The following is a 21,593-nucleotide window of genomic DNA, read 5'->3' as shown; positions in this document are numbered from 1 at the left end:
AGTAGCGGACTTGATGGGGATTACGTCCCCATACCCACGTGAAAATATAATTGCAGGCAATTACATTTTAGCAGATACGCAAGCGTTTCTGAGCAAGCGTCACAGACAACAAAATAAGGAAATTTTGATAAGGCATTCACCTGTGAATAGGTGAGTGTTTTTTGTTTTTAAGTATTCGATTAACCGAAAAAAATAAAAAAATTTCCTCAGGGGGCTGTAAAAATGTCTCTCAGCATTTCGTATTAATGAAAGGGTATTTTTTGCAGGAAAAATAAAAATTTTTCATTAAGAGGCTGTATTTATGCCCTTCATCTTTTGTATATGTGTAAGAACATTTTTTAGCCGGCATAAAAATGATTTTTACAACAATTAGAAACAGAAACGAGGCGAGAAAAGAATGAAATATGAATACATGAAGGAGTCTGAGCAGATGCTTCAGTACTTCCAGTTTCCGAAGTTTTTGCTGAAACTGCGCATTTCTCAAAATGCAAAATTTCTTTATATGATTTTGTATGACCGGGCGCGGATATCGAGAAAGAATAGCTGGATAGACAAGTATGGAAATGTTTATTTGATATTTCCAATAGAAGAATTGTCTGTTCAAATCGATAAATGCAAATCTTCTGTAAAAACAGCGTTGAAGGAATTAGATGATGTGGGACTATTGGTTCGCAGATCTGGTGGATTTTCAAAACCTAATCATTTATATGTGAAAATTCCATCTGATGAGATAGGTTTACAGCCGGTTGATGATAAGGCGGTTGAAAAGATGGCTGTAATAGAGCCGGAAAAGCCCCCATCATCTGGTCATAAAAATGGCTGTGCAGAAGCCGGAAATGTGGCACCTAGTAAAGTAACTGAGAAATATAAAAGTAATAAATATCATGAAGTAAATTATTGCTATGGGGAGGGAGAGAGTTTGTGATGAGAGAAGAAGATCCCGTATGTGTAGGCAGTGATGGTTTGCGATATTGCAAAGTCTGTGGGGAAGCGAAAGAAGCTTTTTTCCCTAAGGGTAGTTTTATGGGGATGAAAAAACATTCCAGGCAATGTGCCTGTGACAGAAAAGCATATGAAGAAGAACAAAAATATTTTAAAGACAAAGAGCACCGGGAATTAGTCAGCAGAAATACGAGCATCTGTTTTGACGAGAGCAGAATGGAAGAGTGGACATTTGAAAATGCAGATATGTCAGATGCGGTAATGCATAAGGCCAAAAGCTATGTTGATAACTGGGATGAAATGAAAAGAAATCATATTGGTTGTTTGTTTTGGGGACCGGTTGGTACCGGGAAAAGTTATATTGCCGGGTGTATTGCCAATGATCTTCTCAAACGAGAAGTAACGGTAAAGATGACAAATTTCAATACCATTATCGATGATATATTTCCACTGGCAGACAAAATGGAATATATCAATGCATTGGCTTCTTACCAGCTTTTGATTATTGATGATCTTGGAGTGGAACGAAATTCAGAATATGCGTTAGGAATTATTTTTAGCGTCATAGATCGCAGGATCCGTTCAGGACGACCATTGATCATCACGACCAATCTTCCGCTGAAAGAAATAAAAAGCGAGACCATGTTAGAGAAAAGACGTATCTATGACCGTATTTTAGAAATGTGTACACCAATGTATGTTGGAGGCACAAGTAAACGAGAAGCAATTGCAAGTATGAAAATGGAGAAAGCGAAAACGTTGTTGAATACAAAGAATGATCGTGTGTATTGCGGATAGAAGTGAATGCTACGCACGTTAAACAATAAGGAAAGGATTTTATGAACAAACAATATGTTGCAATATGTGAAAAAGTGGCTCTTACAATTGAAGAGGCAGCAGAATACAGTAATATCGGACAAAATAGAATAAGTAGTCTTTTGAAAGAACCGAGATGTCCGTTTGTGCTTTACGTAGGTACGAAAAAACTTGTAAAGAGAAAAGAATTTGAAAAATTCATTTCGGAAAGTGTGGAAATATAAATGAATGACAGAAGATGAGATGAAAATGAATATTCACAAAAATAAGATGCTATGGTATAATACAAGGTACTGTATTAGGGCTTCTTATGAGAGGAGCTGAAATATGGGAAAAGATTTAAAAGGCAAAGAACTTGGCAAAGGAATAACCCAAGAAAGTACGGGATTATACTCAGCCAGATTTGTAGATCGGTTTGGAAAGAGAAAACATAAACGATTCAAAAAGCTGCAAGAGTGCAGAGCATGGATTGCTGATGCGACTTATGTGGATGAACACAGTGATATTTCAATGCCATCAGATATGCTGGTCGATCAATGGTTTGATTATTGGATTGGGATAAAAAAGAAAACAGTCCGTTCAAATACTGTTCGCAATTATACGGAGAGATATATTAAAAATATTAAACCGGTAATTGGGAAGATGACACTATCAGACGTGAAACCACTTCACTGTCAGAAAATATTTTATGATATGGCAGATCAGGAGTATCGTACATCTACAATTTATCAGGCAAGAATTGCATTATACAACATGTTTGAGTATGCAAAAGAAAATGAAGTCCTGTGTAGCAATCCCTGCAAAAAATCTGTGAAAAGTGATATGGGAAAGCCATCTGAGAAGAAGGTTGCTTTAACAAGAGACATACAAAAAATATTTTTACAATACGCAGAAGGTCAAAGCTATGAAAATCAGTATCGTTTTATACTACAAACCGGATTGCGAACAGGCGAATTGGTAGGATTGAAATGGGAAGATGTCGATTTTAAATCCAAAACAATTCAGATTCGCAGAAGTATGGAATATCGTTATAGTGCAAAGGAGTGGCGTATCGGAGAACCAAAGAGTAAATCAGGCTACCGTACGATACCCTTAACAGAAGAAGCGGTTGCTATACTAAAAAAACAAAAAGAAAAGAATAAGAGGATTTCAGAAATTTCAACAGAATGGAAAGAATTTGTGTTTCTGTGTCGAAAAGGAACACCGGTTAAGAACAGTACATATGATACAGCGCTGTTTAAAATCTGTGATAAAGCAAAAATTTCAAGATTTTCGATGCATATCTTGAGACATACTTTTGCTACCAGATGTATTGAAGCAGGAATGAAACCGAAAACACTTCAGATGTTACTGGGCCATTCGAATATTGGAATTACAATGAACTTATATGTTCATACTACCGAGGAAGAAAAGAAAAAAGAAATGGACTTGGTAGCAGAAGCGCTTATGGCAATGTAATGGCCCACTAAATGGCCCACTTGCAAAAGTAAGTATGCTGAAATCCCTTGAAATCAAAGGATTTACAGGAGGAAATAGAGAAAATGAAATTAGGAATCGTGGGATTACCGAATGTAGGTAAGAGTACCCTTTTTAATTCACTGACAAAAGCAGGAGCGGAGTCTGCAAACTATCCGTTCTGTACCATTGACCCGAATGTCGGAGTTGTAACTGTGCCGGACGAGAGACTGAATGTCCTTGGCGAGATGTATCACACGAAGAAGATCATCCCGGCAGCAATTGAATTTGTTGATATTGCAGGACTTGTAAAGGGAGCATCAAAAGGAGAAGGGCTTGGAAATCAGTTCCTTGCAAATATCCGTGAAGTAGATGCTATCGTGCATGTAGTACGTTGTTTTGAGAACAGTAATATTGTACATGTAGATGGAAGTATTGATCCGCTCAGAGATATTGAGACAATCAATCTGGAGCTTATCTTCTCAGACCTTGAGATCCTGGAGAGAAGAATTGCAAAGACAACAAAGGTTGCAAGAAATGACAAAGCAGCTGCAAAAGAGCTGGCTCTTCTTGAGAAAATCAAAGCACATCTGGAAGATGGAAGACTTGCCAAGACATTTGATGCAGTAGAAGATGAGGAAGAAGAGGAGTGGCTTAAGAGTTACAATCTTCTGACATATAAACCGGTCATCTATGCTGCAAATGTATCTGAAGATGATCTTGCAGATGATGGAGCTTCCAATGCAGGAGTTCAGGCAGTCAGAGAGTATGCAGCAAAAGAAGAAAGTGAAGTATTTGTAGTATGTGCAGAAATTGAAGCTGAGATTTCTGAATTAGATGATGATGAGAAAAAAATGTTCCTGGAAGATCTTGGTCTTACTGAGTCAGGACTTGAGAAACTGATCAAGGCAAGCTACAAGCTCCTCGGACTGATCAGTTATCTGACTGCAGGTGAACCGGAGGTCCGTGCATGGACAATTACAGAGGGAACAAAGGCACCGCAGGCAGCAGGAAAGATCCACTCTGATTTTGAACGTGGATTTATCCGAGCAGAGGTTGTTTCTTATGATGACTTGATTGCATGTGGAAGTCATGCAGCTGCAAAAGAAAAAGGTCTGATCCGTCTGGAAGGAAAAGAATATGTAGTAAAAGACGGCGATATTATGTTATTCCGATTTAATGTATAATCACAGTGTGGAAGGAAGTATGAAAAATGACTAGAACGATTGATTTTCCACATCTGGGAATACATCTTTCTTCAGTAGGGAATCATATTACGGTATTTGGATTTGATATTGCTTATTATGGAATGATCATAGGTGCTGGGATTCTTGCCGGAATTTTTATGGCAGTATATGAAGCAAAAAGAACTGGACAGAAAGAAGAAGATTATTATGATCTGTCTATTTGTGCAGTAATCATTTCAATTATCGGTGCCAGGGCATATTACGTGATTTTTTCATGGGATATGTACAAAGATGACCTGCTTAGTATTTTTAACCTCAGACAGGGAGGGCTTGCGATTTACGGTGGTGTGATAGCAGCGGTTCTTACAGTAATTGTATTTGCAAAAGTGAAGAAATTATCAGCAGCACAGATCTTTGATACAGCAGGTCTTGGACTTGTACTTGGACAGGCAATCGGACGCTGGGGAAATTTCTTTAACAGGGAAGCATTTGGTGAGTATACAGATGGATTATTTGCTATGAAACTTCCGGTAGATGCAGTCAGATCTTCGGATATCACGGATTTAATGAGAAAACACATGGAAACAGTGGATGGGGTATCTTATATTCAAGTGAGCCCGACATATCTTTATGAGTCTATGTGGTGCCTCGCCTTGTTGATATTACTGTTGTTGTATCGCAGACATAAAAAGTTCCAGGGAGAAGTATTCTTGATGTATCTGTTTGGATATGGTGCAGGAAGAGCATGGATCGAGGGATTAAGAACAGATCAACTCTGGATTCCGGGTACAGAAATTCCGGTATCACAGGTTCTTGCCGGAACCATTGTAGTTGTATCATTTGTTTTGATTGTATATAATCGAATAAAGATTAAGAAAAAAGCTGCTTGTTAGGCAGCTTTTTTAGTGCTTTTGCATTGGGTGAAGAAGCGTCGTTAATTTTGTATCAAAAAAGGAACAAAAAGAAACGGAGAATATCTAGACTTTTAAGAAGTGCCGGACTATAATATAAGATATATGTAAAGAATTAGTTTTCTTGAATAATGTCTAAGGAGGAACAACAAAATGGCAAGAAAAATGAAAACCATGGATGGTAATCAGGCCGCAGCACATGCTTCATATGCATATACTGAAGTAGCAGCTATTTACCCAATTACACCATCATCTGTTATGCCGGAGCATGTAGATGAGTGGGCTACAGAAGGCAGAAAGAATATATTTGGAGAGACTGTTCAGGTAACAGAGATGCAGTCAGAGGCTGGTGCAGCAGGAGCCGTTCATGGATCCCTGGCAGCAGGAGCACTCACAACAACATTTACAGCATCTCAGGGATTGCTGTTGATGATTCCTAACTTATATAAAGTTGCAGGTGAGCAGCTTCCAGGAGTATTCCATGTATCTGCTCGTGCACTTGCAAGTCATGCACTTTCAATTTTTGGAGATCACTCTGATGTTTACGCCTGTCGTCAGACTGGTGCAGCTATGCTGTGTGAGTCCAGTGTACAGGAAGTTATGGATCTGACACCAGTTGCACATTGTGCAGCATTAAAGGGAAAACTTCCATTTATCAACTTCTTTGATGGATTCCGTACATCTCACGAGATTCAGAAGATTGAGACTTGGGATTATGAAGATCTGAAAGATCTGGTAGATATGAACGCAATTGATGAATTCAGAAAGCATGCTCTGAATCCTAATCACCCATGCCAGAGAGGTTCTGCTCAGAACCCGGATATCTTCTTCCAGGCAAGAGAAGCATGTAATCCATACTACGATGCTATGCCGGCAATCGTTCAGGAGTACATGGACAAAGTTAATGCTAAGATTGGAACAGATTATAAACTGTTTAACTATTATGGAGCAGAGGATGCTGAGAAAGTCATCATCGCTATGGGATCTGTCTGCGATACTATTGAGGAGACAATCGATTACTTAAGAGCAGCCGGAGAGAAAGTCGGAGTTGTAAAGGTTCGTCTTTACAGACCATTCTGTGCACAGGCACTTATCGACGCTATTCCGGACACTGTAAAATATATCAATGTTCTTGACAGAACAAAAGAGCCAGGAGCAGAAGGAGAGCCATTATATCTGGATGTCGTATCTGCACTGAAAGGATCTAAGTTTGATAGTATTCCAGTTAACTGTGGACGTTATGGATTAGGTTCTAAAGATACAACACCGGCTCAGATCGTTGCTGTATTTAACAATGTTGACAGAAAGAGATTTACAATTGGTATTGAGGATGATGTTACACATCTGTCACTGGAAGTTGGAGCTCCGCTGGTTACAACACCAGAGGGAACAATCAACTGTAAGTTCTGGGGACTCGGAGCAGATGGTACTGTTGGAGCTAACAAGAACTCTATCAAGATCATTGGTGACAACACAGATATGTATGCACAGGCTTACTTTGATTATGATTCTAAGAAGTCCGGTGGTGTTACAATGTCACACCTGCGTTTCGGTAAGAAGCCAATCAAATCTACTTACCTGATTCACAAAGCAAACTTTGTAGCATGTCATAATCCATCTTATGTAAATAAATATAACATGGTTCAGGAGTTAGTAGACGGAGGAACATTCCTTCTGAACTGCTCATGGGATATGGAAGGTCTTGAAAAACATTTACCGGGACAGGTAAAAGCTTACATTGCAGACCACAATATTAAATTCTACACAATCGATGGTATCAAGATTGGTAAAGAAATCGGACTTGGCGGACGTATCAATACAGTTCTTCAGTCAGCATTCTTCAAGCTTGCAGCAATTATTCCTGAGGAAGAGGCAATCGACCTTATGAAGAAAGCAGCAAAAGCTACTTACGGAAGAAAAGGTGACAAGATTGTACAGATGAACTATGATGCTATTGATGCCGGTGCAAAACAGGTTGTAGAGATTCAGGTTCCGGATTCATGGAAATCCTGTCCGGATGAGGGACTCTTTACTCCGGAAGTAAAAGACGGTCGCGCAGATGTAGTTGCATTTGTTAAAAATATTCAGTCAAAAGTTAACTCACAGGAAGGTAATAACCTGCCAGTATCCGCATTTGTTGATTATGCTGATGGTTCTACACCTTCAGGATCTGCTGAGTATGAGAAACGTGGTATTGCAGTAGATATTCCGGTATGGAAATCAGAAAATTGTGTACAGTGTAACCGTTGTGCATATGTATGTCCACATGCAGTTATCCGTCCGGTAGCACTTACAGAAGAAGAGCTCGCTAAAGCACCGGAAGGAACAGAAGCAATCGATATGATCGGTATGCCGGGACTGAAATTTACAATGACAGTATCTGCTTATGACTGTACAGGTTGCGGATCTTGTGTCAATGTATGTCCAGGTAAGAAGGGTGAAAAAGCTCTTGTTATGGAGAACATGGAAGCAAATGCAGGTTCTCAGAAAGCATTTGACTTTGGTCGTGAGATCGAGGTAAAACCAGAGGTTGTTGCGAAGTTCAAACCTGCAACAGTAAAAGGAAGTCAGTTCAAGCAGCCACTGTTAGAGTTCTCAGGAGCTTGTGCAGGATGTGGTGAGACACCATATGCAAAACTGGTAACTCAGTTATTTGGAGATAGAATGTATATCGCTAATGCTACAGGATGTTCTTCTATCTGGGGTAACTCTTCACCATCTACACCATATACAGTAAACGCTAAGGGACAGGGACCGGCATGGTCTAACTCACTGTTCGAGGATAATGCTGAATTTGGTTATGGTATGTTACTTGGCCAGAAGGCTATCAGAAAGAGATTAAAAGCAGAAGTTGAGACAATTGCTGCAAGCGATAAAGCATCTGCAGAAGTAAAAGCAGCTTGTCAGGAATATCTTGACACATTTAACTGTGGAGCATCTAATGGTGATGCTACAGATAAACTTGTTGCAGCATTAGAGGGTTGTGATTGTGATACATGTAAGGACATCGTTAAGAACAAAGACTTCCTGGCTAAGAAATCCCAGTGGATCTTTGGTGGAGACGGATGGGCTTACGATATCGGATTTGGCGGTGTAGACCATGTTCTTGCAAGTGGTGAGGATATTAACATCATGGTATTCGATACAGAGGTTTATTCTAACACAGGTGGACAGGCTTCAAAGGCTACTAAGACAGGTGCTACAGCACAGTTCGCAGCTGGTGGTAAAGAGACAAAGAAGAAAGACCTTGCAGGAATCGCAATGAGTTACGGTTATGTATATGTTGCACAGATCGCTATGGGTGCTGATTATAACCAGACTGTAAAAGCAATTGCAGAGGCAGAAGCTTATCCGGGACCATCACTCATCATTGCTTACGCTCCATGTATCAACCATGGTATTAAGAAAGGTATGAGCAAAGCTCAGACTGAGGAGCAGTTAGCAGTAGAGTGCGGATACTGGAATAACTTCAGATTCAACCCTGCAGCAGAGGGCGCTAAGTTCACACTGGATAGCAAAGAGCCTAAGGAAGAAGGATATCAGGAATTCCTGGACGGAGAAGTACGTTACAACGCACTGAAGAGATCTAATCCGGAGAAGGCAGCAAGACTGTTCAAGAAGAATGAGCAGGAAGCTATGGAGAGATACGAGTATCTGAAGAAACTTGTAACACTCTATGGAGCAGAAGAGTAGAATTGATTCTATAAAGGATACGAGAATTCAAGTGAACTTGAATTCTGATGTGTCATTCATGTAAATTAGAGGAGTGATATTGTATTTAGTACAATATCGCTCCTCTTTTTGGAGTTCTGCAATCTTGCCGAGGCGTTCTTAAATTACATACATAAATGGAAATAAAACGGAATGATATTGGAACTATATTGAGTTAATATGGAAAACATGATAATATAATGGAAAGAATGCCGAGGCATTCTTGAATGGATTGGAGGGGATGCAATGACGGTAGAAGAGATGAAGCAAAGAAAAAAGGAATTAGGATATTCGAATGAGAAACTTTCAGAGCTTTCGGGGGTACCGCTTGGAACGGTGCAGAAAGTTCTTGCGGGAGTTACCAGATCTCCAAGATATGAAACTTTAATTGCGCTTGAAAGGGTATTGAAAAAGCAGACAGACAGCATCGGTGAAGCGTTACCAGAGATATCTGAAAAGAGACAGGGCGATTATACGGTAGAGGATTATTATTTAATTCCGAAGGAAAGACGTGTTGAACTTATTGATGGTGTGATTTACGATATGGCTTCACCGACTGCCATTCATCAGATTCTGTCTACGGAATTGTGTAACATAATCCGGTCATATATCAGTCAGCAGAAAGGAAGATGTATTGTCATGGCTGCACCTATGGACGTACAGCTTGATTGTGACGATAAAACTATGGTGCAGCCAGATGTTATGGTCGTCTGTGACAGGGACAAGATTACAAGAAAATGTATATATGGAGCCCCGGATCTGGCAGTGGAGATACTCTCTGATTCTACAAAGAAAAAAGATATGTATGTGAAACTGGGAAAATATATGGATGCGGGAGTTCGGGAATACTGGCTGGTGGATCCGAAGGGGAAGAAGGTTATTGTGTATGATTTTGAAGCAGAGGTAACACCGTCTATTTATGGATTTAGCTCCAAAGTTCCAGTGGGTATATTCAAAGGAGAATGTGAAGTAGATTTTGCAAAGATTTATGAATACATTAGCTTTCTGTATGAAGAAGACGATGTGTAAAAAGAGACGTAGGGCATAAAGCTGTATGCGTGATCCAGAAGATCAAGGGTCATGTGTACAGCTTTTCTTTGCTTATATTTTGCCATTTTAGGAATAATCTGGAAACTTTCTTCATAGGATATATATAGGCAGGCTGAAAAAACAAAGTTTTGAAAAACAGAAAGGGAGTTACAGACATGAAAAAAAGAGGAAGAAGATGTTTGATTTCATTACTCCTCGGGCTCTGCCTTCTGATGCCGTCACAGATGAAGGTATTGGCGGCAGATGCACAGGAAGACAGTAGTTCTGTACAGGCTGTAGGGGAGGCGATGCCAGATCAGGAAAATGCTACTACAATAGATGAAAATCAGATTGACAATACGATGCAGGATGACCAGGATATTGCAGTACTTGCAGATAATTATCCTGCTACAGGTAAGATTACTGCAAAAGTATATTTGAGATATAGTAATGTGATACCAGAAAAGATAAACCAAGCTTTTACTGCGGGTGAGTTTGGACCTTCGGGTAACAATACTCCATATTTTACAGTTACGGTGAATTTGGACCAGTTGAATAAAAAGCCAGTAAAGACTTATGTAAAAAACTATGGTCGGACATGGTACATCTACTATTCCATTGACAGTGATGAATCTTGGAATCCAGGAGATAAGGCAGATGCTGCGAACCGGGTGCAAAATGCCACGAATCTCTGGGAACAAGCAATTTTTCAGGCCATGAGCAGTACGGATCAGAAGAAGTTTGAAAATGTATTTGGAAGCAATATGTTTGTCGGTTATGTACTAAAACGGGAGAATGATGGCTGGCATATTGACGGAATTCTGAAGAAAGATCCACCGGTTTATGTAGTGGAGTTATATGATCAGAATGATCAGGCATTATTTGCAATTTCTTCCAATGAACAAAAACTTCCAGGTGTTACTTATGCAGATTTTAAAACAAAAGTGGAAGAAGCACTTGGTGGAACGAATTATCAATATCTGACAGAGGAAAAAGACCGGATTGTTCTGAACTACGACAAAGATGGGCGGATATGGCGGGTGACTATCACGCCAAAGATAGATGGGGCAGATAAAGATTATGCAGGAATTTATCATGTGGATCCGACAAATAACAAGTTTTCTTACCGGACTGTTTCGAGGAATACCTATTATCTGAGCCGGATGAAGATGAAAGTAGAAGATGTAACACCGGTCAATTTGACCATTTCCAAAACTGTAAAAGGCAGTGCGGCAAATCCGTCAGAACATTTCGCAGTTGTACTGACTGCATCCAGATTGGCAGGAAAGACATTCGATGTAATTTATAATGGAACCCAGAATTGTTCACAGACACATGCCTCACAGATTATATTTGATCAGTCAGGAAATGCCAGCGTTGTTCTGAAAAATGGTGAGTCAGCTACGATACAACAGATCACATCTGGAGACGTTAGGATCAAAGAAGAAAGTGGAGATTACTGGGCTTCTGTTACTGTAAATGGTGCTGATGAGAGATACGACCAGGAGAATGGCATCCTGCTTAATATTGACAATACGAATGTTACAGCAGCATTTACAAATCAGATGGAGCAGCAGCCGGTGACAGGGATTGCCATGATGACTTTTCCATATGTGCTGATTCTTTGTATCGCAGTGCTGGCATTGGGACATGGATATGCCAGAAGAAAGAGAAATGTATGAGACAGAACAAAAAGGAGAATAAGAACAAGAGGAAAAATGAAGAATGGATTCAGAAAGCCAGGCATGCATCATCTGTAAAGGATATTGCACATGTTATTGAAACTATGCAATTTCACAGAATATTTGGACTGGTTGATGAACAGGAAGTGTGGGATAAGCTTCTGATTCTGGATGAAATGTATCGTAGAGTCTTTTTTATCCAGGAAGAAAAGTTTCGCATGCAATTAAAGGAGAAACATGGAGCAGAGTATACAATCTAACTGGGCAGGTAGTACGGAAGAAGTAATCCGGCAAAGAAGGCAGCGAACGATACTTCGGAAGCTTCGTGGCAGTGATCTTAGAAAAGCAGCATTTCTTGCGGTCTTTCTTGTGCTTCTGTTCAGGTGTGTGTTCGGAGTGACATTTGAGTATGGAAGCGATATGAAACCGGCAATCGGTGACAAAGATCTGTTATTATACTACCGCCTGCAGGACTCATATACGGGAGGTGATGTAGTCGTATATGAAAAGCGAGGAGTAGAGATGGTCGGAAGAATTGCGGCGATGCCTGGTGAGACAGTGGAAATTACGAAGGACGGACAGCTTGTCAGAAATGGTTATACACAGGCAGATATAAACCAGGAAGATATGTATAACCCGGGAAATGAAAATGGTACAGGAAAAGTAACGCTTAAAAGTCAGCAATATTATATTTTAAGTGATGATCACAGTGTGTCCAGAGACAGCAGGACACTGGGAGCAGTATCGAAAAACGAGATCCGGGGACTTGTTATCACTGTGATCCGAAGGAGAAATATATAATCAAAAAAGAAATAAAAAAGTTGCTTTAGAATATGGAAAGGAATGTAAGGTATGAAAAAGTTTACTAAAAAACTGGTAGCATCTATGCTGTCTACAGCAATGCTTATGGGCATGTCATTAACTGCATTTGCAGCGAATTCGCAAACACAGGGAATTAGTGTTAATGGATATTCTGGACCTGGAAGGCAGATTACCAAGACCTGGTCAGTTGCAGAAAATGGATTACTCAATGATTCAGAAACATTTGATTTTGCATTAGAGTACACAGGTTCTGATGCAATCGGAACCAATGCTTCGAGCACACCGACATTTAATGGAAGTGAAATGACACAGAATAATGCCACAAAGACGGCGCAGATTACATCAGCATGGAAGACAAAGGCAGCAGGCGGAGAAAGTTCCAGTGAAACATTGTCTTATGATGAGTTATTCGACGGAATTAGATTTACAGCTCCGGGGTTATATCACTTCATGTTAAAAGAGAATCCGGGACACAATCCCAATATTGCATATTCTGATCAGTCTTATTTGTTAGATGTTCAGGTTGTATGGGAGACAGAAGACAACGGATCCCAGACAGGAAATTTAAAGGTATCAGGCATTGCAACAACGAGTGTGGCAACCAATCAGAAAAGTGAAGGGGCAGGATTTGAAAATACAGAAGCTGATGCAGAATCTTTAAAAATAACAAAAACTGTTTCCGGAAGTGCTGCAAATAAAAATGATGAGTTCACTTTTACTGTTGTTGTGAATGGAATTGACGGAACTTATTCTACAAACAAAGCAGATGTTACCGTAACAAATGGAGAGAAAACTACATTTACACTGAAACACGGCGAGACATTTGAAATTAAAAACCTTCCGGCAGGGGCAGACTATACTGTAAAGGAGACTGACTCAAAAGGGTATGATACAACAAATGTCAGTGTGAATGGTGAAAATGCAGTTGAAAGTAAGAGTGCAAACGGAACAATTAATCTGGATGCAACAAACACAGTTGCTTACACCAATATTGACACAGTTACTCCACCGACAGGTGTGATCCTTCATTTTGCCCCAGTCCTTCTTGCATTTGCAGCAGCGTTCGGTGGATGCCTCGTATTTTTCCGTCGTAAAAGAATCTAAGGATGGAACGAACGCCGGAGTATTATCTGACTAAAGGGCTTGATATGGTTGTAAATGGCGTGGCGGCAGTTATTTTTTTATGCTGCCTCGCCTATGCCGGTTATGCGCTGTGGGACAACTGGAGCATTTTAGATGGCTCAGAAAATGCACTGAAAACGATGGTGGAATATAAACCAGACGAAGCAGAAGGACTTTCTTATAATTTCAGTCAGCTTATGGCTATGAATTCGGATGTATGTGGATGGATTGTTATGGATCATACAGGAATCGATTATCCAATAGTTCAGGGAGAGGACAATTTTGAATATCTGGATAAGGATGCACTTGGAAATTCGGAGATATCCGGAAGTATCTTTTTGGACTGGCAGAATAATCGGAAGTTTACAGATCCATATATGGTACTTATGGGGCATCATATGCAGGCAGGAAAAATGTTCGGTGATCTGGATAAATATAGTGATGAGACATTTTTTCGGAAAAATACAACTGGAAAAATTTATCTGCCGGACCGGGTGCTATACCTGGAAACAGCTGCGTTTCTTACAGTAGATGCATATGACAAATATATTTATCGAACCCAGTGGGATAATGTATCGGAAAGGCAGGAGCTTTTGAAACGCATTTATGAACAGGCGCAGTATACAACAGGAGAAGAACTTACGACGGAAGATCAGATGGTAGCACTGTCGACCTGTTCCACAAGCGGAACAAATGCAAGACATGTTCTTATATGCAGGATTGTGCACAGCAGTGCTTCGAAGGAAGGAAGTGGAAAAGTATATGTGTGGACGGAAAATGAATGAGAAAATGCGGGGGATAAATATACAAGAGAAAGCAAGTATGTGTGGAAAATATAAAATGTGGCTGGTAATGGTAGTTTTTGCACTGATATCTACAGCGATGTTATCTTCAGTGAAAATTCATGCGGCAAGTGCAGAAGAAAACCAGATGGCAGATGTAGAAACAAATCATGTGACAGCGGTAGAGAATACACAGGAGCAGATAACGGTCAATATTCCTGTGAAATTAAAAATTACTGGAAACTCGCAACAAAACGAAATATTTTCGTTTCTATTAAAACAAAATGATGAACAAAGTCCGATGCCGAAGATTTCAAAAGTTCAGATAACAGGAACAAAGAAAGATGCATTTCAAATTCAGTATGAAAAGCCGGGGGTGTACAGATATACGATCAGCCAGGTGGCTGGTGATGGAAAAAACTGGATATATGACCAGTCCGAGTATTCCCTGGAAGTCTATATTATGAGAAATGAACAGACAGATACGCTACAGTCACTTATTGTCGCATACAATGCAAAAGGAGAGAAAGTTGACCCTGTTTTTGTGAACAGATATCAGGCACCGGAAGCCAAACAAAAAAGCATGATGGTCAAGACCGGGGACAGCGCAGATATAAAAACTCTGGCAGGTCTGATGTTAATCTGTGGAGGAATTATGATCGGGACTTACGAATATAAAAAGAAAATAGAAAAAAAGTAATTGTTCATTAGTTGTTATATGCAAAAAGAAAATAACAGACAGAAAGTTTCACAGGAAAGCAGAGCGCATCACCTTATTATACGATTGTAAGGTGAGCGCTCTTTTAATCTATAACTGAAGTTTATATATAGAGATTAACAATTTGAGGACTATTGTAGGGAGTGTTAAACTATAAATAAAATAGTACGTATTTTACAGACGGGAGGAAGCGTTATGGTAAAAAAAGGAACCTGTGGTTTATGTCAGGGCGGCTGTGCAGTAGTTTATACTATTGAAAATGGGAAAATTGTGAAAGCAGAACCGGATAAAGAATCTCCGAAAGGAAGATTATGTCCGAGAGGAGCATTGGTACCAGATATTCTTTATGGGGAGGAGCGTATCAAACGTCCATTGATCAGAGTTGGCGAGCGTGGAGAAGGAAAATTCCGCGAGTGCAGTTGGGAAGAAGCTGTTGACAAAGCTGCGGAATTACTGAAAAAAACCGCAGATACATATGGCGGCAGATCTCTGGCATCTTACTATGGACGAGGTATTTTAGGGCTTCCTGTAACAAGACTTTGTGGCAAAGGTGATGGAAGCGGCAAAGGAAAATTTCTTATAAATCTGGGTTCTGTCAATGATATGAATTGTTCATCCATCTGTAATCTGGCATCCAGTACGGTGACGCCTGGAACACTTATGGGTCTGAATACGAGAATGATGGTGCAGGAGATTGAAGAAAGTGATTATATTATCTCATGGGGTAAAAACTCTGCCAGTGACGATGGCCCACAGGTGATGTTGCATCGTATTAAGGAAGCTCAGAAGCGAGGAGCAAAATTGATCGTGATAGATCCAAGGCAGGAAGGACTTGGAAAAATCGCAGACTGGTGGATTCCGATTACGCCGGGTTCCGATGGAGCACTTGCCCTTGCAATGCTGAAACTGATTATAGACAGTGGACGTTATGACCATGAATTTATTGAGAAATATACAAGAGGATTTGAAGAGTTTAAAGCTTATCTGGATACACAGACAATGGAGCAGCTTTCAAAATGGTGTGGCATTTCCGTGACAGATATTGAAAAGCTGACAGATATTTTCTGCTCTACTGCAAAGATTCCGCTTGTTGCCTATACGGGTCTGGAATATCAGCTCAGTGCAATTCAAAATAACCGTGCAATCTTTGTATTGTGGGCAATTACCGGGAAGTTGGACGCGCCGGGTGCAATCTATCTGAATGCAAAAGGACTGGAGACTCCGAAGCTTTTTGAAATACCAGAAGATGACAAACCAATCGGAGTAGATGAATTTCCGTTATTTTATAAATTCAGTGGTCAGGGACAGTTTTCGCGTTTTCCGAAAGCAGTATTAGAAGACGAGCCATACCCGGTCCGTGGACTTATGATTTTAGGAGGATCGCCGGTATTGTCATTCCCGGATAGTAAAAGTTGGCGTGAAGCATATAAAAAATTAGATTGCCTGATTGTTCTGGATCGTTACTTTACAGAAGATGCCCGATATGCAGATGTAGTTTTTCCGGCCTGTTCGTTATTCGAAGTGCCAAAAGCTGTACCAGGACCAGAAGGACCACATATTGTGGAATCCCTGATTGAGCCAGTCGGAGAATCTAAAAACGATGTGTTAATTATGGGAGCAATTGCCAAAAAACTTGGATTTGGTGATAAACTTCCACAGACAGAAGAAGAACTTAGAAGCTGGCTTCTTAGTGGAACTGCGCCATATGCAGGAGATTTTGGGACAAGTGCAGACCAGAAAAAAGAAAAGCATTATAAGAAATATGAGACAGGTGAGTTAAGAGCAGATGGAAAACCGGGATTCCCGACACCGTCCGGAAAGCTAGAAATTTGTTCTACAATTCTGGAGGAAAATGGATTTGTCCCATATCCAGAGTATAAGGATGTTCGTTCAATTCCGGAACTTGCTGGTAAAGAATATCCATTTACTATGACAAGTGGAGCAAGAAGCAATAACCGTATGGGTGTGTTTGGGGCAAATCTGGATAAAATTGCTGAGATTGAACCGTATCCGTTTGTAGATATCAATGCGGAAGATGCAAAAGAAATTGGTATCAAAGATGGCGACATGGTAAAAGTAATAACGCCATTCGCAGACGGAACATTTAAAGCGAAAATCCGTGGCATTGCAAAACATGCAATACATATTCCACATGGAGGTGGAAGCGCCTATATGGCAGAACCTTGGAAAAATGGAAATGTCAATGATTTGTGTAGTCTGGACTATGCAGATCCGATGACAGGATTTGTACTTATTAAATCTGTTCCATGTCGGGTAGAGAAAGTATAGTAAACAGTAATAATAAAAATGATAATAAAATAACGATAAAAGTATAAGAAAAAGGATTGACTTTTTTTAACATAGGTGATAAAAAGGTACTATGTGAATAAAGAATTTGCTTGATAGAGGTGCGGGATTCATCAGTAATGATCGGCGACAGCTTGGGAAGCTGCCGGACATGAAAGGGGAGACCGCCGAAGAAAATGTAATATCCCAAGTACATTTTCTGGGGCGTGGCAGAATATGCTGCGAACTGTCACATCGGTGGAGCGCTATCAGAGTATAATAAAGAATAGACCGTAAGGAGAAAGAACGGGATATTTGGACTGATGAATTATACCGTGAGTGCACGACGCAGATGCATTCACGGTTTTTCTATTTAGATTTATAGTTGACATGAAAATGGGAAAATGTTTCATGACAGGTATGAAAAACAGGTATAAGATCTGTGGTAGAAAAAATGTAACCAGGCAGAGCTTTATTCCGAAAATATTAAATTACATAAAGGAGTAGAGATTATGTTGAAAAAGAGAAAACTGGCAGCCTGGGGGGCTGTAGTTTGTCTTCTGATGCTGGCTATGAGTTCTGTCACAGTTTTTGCAGCAGAAGAGACAACAGAGTATGTGCCAAAGATGTATGCATCTTTTTGGGCGCTGGTGCCACCGGTTGTAGCGATCGTATTGGCGCTGATCACAAAAGAAGTTTACAGTTCTTTATTTGTAGGAATTGTGATCGGAGGACTTTTCTGGTCAGGATTTTCATTTGAGAATACAGTACTTCATGTATTTCAAGATGGTATTGTAGGGGTTCTGACAGACAGCTATAATATGGGAATTTTAGTATTCCTTGTGATTCTTGGAATTATGGTGTGCATGATGAATAAAGCAGGAGGTTCCGCTGCATTTGGCCGTTGGGCGAGCGTACACATTAAGACAAGAATCGGAGCCCAGCTTGCGACAATCGTGCTTGGAGTTTTGATTTTTATTGATGATTACTTTAACTGCCTGACCGTTGGAAGTGTTATGAGACCAATCACAGATAAGCATCAGGTATCAAGAGCGAAGTTAGCTTACCTGATTGATGCTACGGCAGCCCCAGTATGTATCATTGCACCGATTTCCTCATGGGCGGCGGCAGTTACCGGATTCGTAGAGGGAGAGGACGGATTTTCCATTTTTCTCCGTGCCATTCCATTTAACTATTACGCACTTCTGACAATCCTGACCATGGTTCTTCTTGTTGTGTTAAAGGTTGACTATGGTTCAATGCGTGTCCATGAAGATAATGCATTAAGAGGAGATATCTATACTACACCGGACAGACCGTACGCAGATGCACAGGATGATGTAGTTGAAGAAAAAGGCGGCGTGATCGATCTTGTATTTCCAATTCTTGTACTGATTGGCTGTTGTATTATCGGAATGCTTTACAGTGGAGGATTTTTCAGTGGCGTTAGTTTTGTAGAAGCATTTTCAGCCAGTGATGCGTCAGTCGGACTGATGCTTGGAAGCTTCTTCGCATTTGTGATCACGGTTATTTTCTATGCACTTAGAAGAGTTCTGAAGTTTACAGATTCTATGGCATGTATTCCAGACGGATTCAAGGCTATGGTGCCGGCAATCCTGATTCTGACATTTGCATGGACACTGAAAGCTATGACAGACAGTCTTGGTGCAGCAGAGTATGTGGCAGGAGTTATGGAGACGGCTGCGACAGGACTTGTGAATTTCCTCCCGGCAATTATTTTCCTGGTGGGTTGTTTCCTTGCATTTGCGACCGGAACTTCCTGGGGAACATTCGGAATTTTGATTCCAATCGTAGTTGCTGTATTCCAGGGAACAAATGAAACGATGATGATCATCTCTATCTCAGCCTGCATGGCAGGTGCGGTATGTGGCGACCACTGTTCGCCAATCTCTGATACGACGATCATGGCATCAGCCGGAGCGCAGTGCAATCATGTAAATCACGTATCGACGCAGCTTCCATATGCTATGACTGTGGCAGCAGTATCATTTGTGACTTATGTCGTTGCAGGATTTGTACAGAACGCATGGATCTGTCTGCCGATTGGTATTATACTGATGACAGGAACACTTTTTGTGATTCGTGCAATTACAGGAAAAGAAGAATAAAAGAACTAAAAGAACATTTGCCTTAAGAAATGGATCCGGTTTTTAGGATATTTCTAAAGAGCAGATGTTCTTTTTTAGTTTTCAGCTTTGGAAATTCTGATGATTTGCAGATACATTTTACAAGCGGTATTTATCCAATGTGTCGTAAAACACCTTGACTTAGCTATGGGGGTATAAGACACTTCCATTGAATTTACGCAAGTAATTGAAGATGGAACAAAATATTCTTGTATTAGATTTTAAAATGGTATACAATATATATGAATACTATACATTGAACTAATAACAATATAATCTATTCTTGCAAATATCATGTTGTGTGGTGTCCTAAGTATAGACGCAAAATTTTAACAAATGGAATAGATACCCGATTAAAGGAACTTCTTTTTGAGTATGCTGCAAATATTTCTGTAGACATCATGGAAATCATGCCAGCCATACATAACAGGGATACCAATGCGAGCATAAATAATTTAAACAAAGGATTGCAAATGCAGTCGGCACAAGCATATATAAGACTGCACCTTAGGGCATACGAGAACAGTATAATCGAGCTTGTGGACACTGTGTAAGACATTGCGACACCGCATGGTATCACACAATGCAGCAGTGGTTGAAGCAAGAATCCTCCTCCTTTAGCAGTGGGGAGTGTCAATGATGGATAAAAATACGCATGTATTCCAAAGGGCTTACAGTTTATTTTGTAGAAAAATGTGATATAATAGCCTCAGTGTATGAGAAAGGAGAAAAGTTAAGAAATTAAAATAATTGACGAAAGTGATTAAATGTGTTTAAAAATACTCAAAGGAGAGCGATAAAATGAACACATCAAATATCACAAATTATAAGCCAAAAGATTTTGTCGAACTTTTAGGCGTATCTGTTAAGACATTACAATGTTGGGACGGAGAAGGAACTTTAAAGGCAAATCGAACTCCAACTAATAGGCGTTATTACACTTATGATCAGTATCTACAATTCAAAGGTATAAATATTGAAAATGATAAACGTCAGGTAGTTATTTATGCTAGAGTGTCTACAAGAAATCAAAAAGATGATTTACTAAATCAAGTTGCATTTTTAAGACAATTTTGAATTCTTCGTGTGTTTTCTTGTAGGTTGTATGGACTTCGTAAGTATAAAAAGCAAATAGAAAAGGATGAGGAAATTGCTAAAGAGCTTCAAGACAGAAATAAATCCGACAGAGGAACAGAAAGTCAAAATTCGTAAAACAATAGGAACTTGTAGATATATTTACAATTTCTATCTCACTCATAACAAAGAACTTTACGATAAAGGTGAAAAGTTTATGAGTGGTAAAAGTTTTAGTATCTGGCTGAACAATGAGTATCTTCCGCGAAATCCAGACAAGTTATGGATTAAGGAAGTCAGTTCAAAATCTGTAAAGCGCTCAATCGAAAATGGTTGTATCGCATTTACCAGATTTTTTAAACATCAAAGTGCTTTTCCGAATTTTAAAAAGAAAGGTAAATCTGATGTAAAAATGTATTTTGTAAAGAATAATCCAAAAGATTGTCGTTGTGAAAGACACAGAATCAATATTCCGTCACTTGGTTGGATTCGCATCAAAGAAAAAGGATATATTCCCACAACAAAAGATGGATACGTAATTAAAAGCGGTCATGTTTCAATAAGAGCTGACAAATACTATGTTTCAGTTCTTATTGAAATCCTAAATAACAAGATAGTCAATAATTTCAATGAAGGAATTGGCATTGACCTTGGATTGAAGGATTTTGCCATTGTTTCTAATGGTAAAAATTATAAGAACATTAACAAATCTGCAAAATTAAAGAAACTTGAAAAACAGCTTATTCGAGAACAGAGAAGTCTTTCTCGAAAGTATGAAAATTTAAAGAAAGGATGGTCCACTCAAAAAACAAATATACAAAGCATACACGATGAAATAGTAAGTAATGTTCGTGAGAACTTACAATATCTCGATGTGAGTATATTTAATTACATTTTGAGTGGCAGAAC

16 protein-coding genes, 3 pseudogenes and 1 riboswitch are annotated in these 21,593 nt (G+C 39.6%); all 19 genes and pseudogenes read left to right on the top strand.

The window, feature by feature from the left end:
• Positions 1–397: 397 nt before the first annotated feature.
• Entirely contained in the window at positions 398–925 is a 528-nt protein-coding gene (locus LI149_RS07245; protein WP_227143145.1) for a replication initiator protein A, read from the top strand.
• A complete protein-coding gene (locus LI149_RS07240) occupies positions 925–1,740 on the top strand; it encodes an ATP-binding protein (protein WP_021651630.1) in 816 nt (271 codons plus the stop codon). Before LI149_RS07245 ends, LI149_RS07240 begins: the two co-directional genes overlap by 1 nt.
• Before the next feature lie 41 nt (positions 1,741–1,781).
• Positions 1,782–1,982, top strand: a complete 201-nt coding sequence (locus LI149_RS07235; protein WP_004844455.1) for an excisionase — start codon at positions 1,782–1,784, stop codon at positions 1,980–1,982.
• 103 nt (positions 1,983–2,085) lie between these two features.
• A complete protein-coding gene (locus LI149_RS07230) occupies positions 2,086–3,216 on the top strand; it encodes a site-specific integrase (RefSeq protein ID WP_055059343.1) in 1,131 nt (376 codons plus the stop codon).
• 83 nt (positions 3,217–3,299) lie between these two features.
• On the top strand, positions 3,300–4,400 hold the full coding sequence (gene ychF, locus LI149_RS07225) for a redox-regulated ATPase YchF (protein WP_005334323.1): 1,101 nt from the start codon (positions 3,300–3,302) through the stop codon (positions 4,398–4,400).
• 26 nt (positions 4,401–4,426) lie between these two features.
• Positions 4,427–5,293 (top strand): prolipoprotein diacylglyceryl transferase, encoded by an 867-nt coding sequence (gene lgt, locus LI149_RS07220; protein ID WP_117494137.1) that lies wholly within the window; start codon positions 4,427–4,429, stop codon positions 5,291–5,293.
• A 171-nt stretch (positions 5,294–5,464) separates the two neighbouring features.
• A complete protein-coding gene (nifJ, locus tag LI149_RS07215) occupies positions 5,465–9,004 on the top strand; it encodes a pyruvate:ferredoxin (flavodoxin) oxidoreductase (RefSeq protein WP_227143144.1) in 3,540 nt (1,179 codons plus the stop codon).
• A 264-nt stretch (positions 9,005–9,268) separates the two neighbouring features.
• Positions 9,269–10,051 carry a Uma2 family endonuclease gene (locus LI149_RS07210; RefSeq protein WP_173785902.1) on the top strand — a complete coding sequence of 261 codons (783 nt, stop codon included), beginning with the start codon at positions 9,269–9,271 and terminating at the stop codon, positions 10,049–10,051.
• A 176-nt stretch (positions 10,052–10,227) separates the two neighbouring features.
• Positions 10,228–11,733 (top strand): hypothetical protein, encoded by a 1,506-nt coding sequence (locus LI149_RS07205; RefSeq protein WP_173785901.1) that lies wholly within the window; start codon positions 10,228–10,230, stop codon positions 11,731–11,733.
• The gene (locus tag LI149_RS07200; protein WP_005337216.1) at positions 11,730–11,993 is read left to right on the top strand and encodes a hypothetical protein; all 264 of its coding nucleotides are present in this window, start codon (positions 11,730–11,732) and stop codon (positions 11,991–11,993) included. Before LI149_RS07205 ends, LI149_RS07200 begins: the two co-directional genes overlap by 4 nt.
• A complete protein-coding gene (gene lepB, locus LI149_RS07195; protein WP_173785900.1) occupies positions 11,971–12,534 on the top strand; it encodes a signal peptidase I in 564 nt (187 codons plus the stop codon). Before LI149_RS07200 ends, lepB begins: the two co-directional genes overlap by 23 nt.
• 51 nt (positions 12,535–12,585) lie before the next feature.
• On the top strand, positions 12,586–13,659 hold the full coding sequence (locus LI149_RS07190; RefSeq protein WP_173785899.1) for a DUF5979 domain-containing protein: 1,074 nt from the start codon (positions 12,586–12,588) through the stop codon (positions 13,657–13,659).
• A 2-nt stretch (positions 13,660–13,661) separates the two neighbouring features.
• Positions 13,662–14,462, top strand: a complete 801-nt coding sequence (gene srtB, locus LI149_RS07185) for a class B sortase (protein WP_173785898.1) — start codon at positions 13,662–13,664, stop codon at positions 14,460–14,462.
• Positions 14,455–15,159 carry an FctA domain-containing protein gene (locus LI149_RS07180; protein ID WP_173785924.1) on the top strand — a complete coding sequence of 235 codons (705 nt, stop codon included), beginning with the start codon at positions 14,455–14,457 and terminating at the stop codon, positions 15,157–15,159. The genes srtB and LI149_RS07180 overlap by 8 nt, the downstream gene beginning before the upstream one ends.
• A 213-nt stretch (positions 15,160–15,372) precedes the next feature.
• A complete protein-coding gene (locus tag LI149_RS07175) occupies positions 15,373–17,466 on the top strand; it encodes a molybdopterin-dependent oxidoreductase (RefSeq protein ID WP_227143143.1) in 2,094 nt (697 codons plus the stop codon).
• A gap of 106 nt (positions 17,467–17,572) precedes the next feature.
• A riboswitch (Lysine riboswitch) is annotated at positions 17,573–17,740 on the top strand.
• 235 nt (positions 17,741–17,975) lie between these two features.
• Entirely contained in the window at positions 17,976–19,592 is a 1,617-nt protein-coding gene (locus tag LI149_RS07170) for a Na+/H+ antiporter NhaC family protein (RefSeq protein WP_173785896.1), read from the top strand.
• 290 nt (positions 19,593–19,882) lie between these two features.
• A pseudogene (locus tag LI149_RS07165) lies at positions 19,883–19,984 on the top strand (transposase); the annotation flags it as partial.
• Between the two features lie 442 nt (positions 19,985–20,426).
• A pseudogene (locus LI149_RS07160) lies at positions 20,427–20,822 on the top strand (recombinase family protein).
• Positions 20,752–21,501 (top strand): annotated as a pseudogene (locus tag LI149_RS07155) (RNA-guided endonuclease InsQ/TnpB family protein); the annotation flags it as partial. The pseudogenes LI149_RS07160 and LI149_RS07155, both read left to right, overlap by 71 nt.
• Positions 21,502–21,593: the final 92 nt, after the last annotated feature.

This window comes from Dorea sp. 210702-DFI.3.17 (genome assembly GCF_020560825.1).
GTDB classification, from domain to species: Bacteria; Bacillota; Clostridia; order Lachnospirales; family Lachnospiraceae; genus Dorea; species Dorea formicigenerans.
This window is presented reverse-complemented; position numbering and strand designations above follow the sequence as displayed.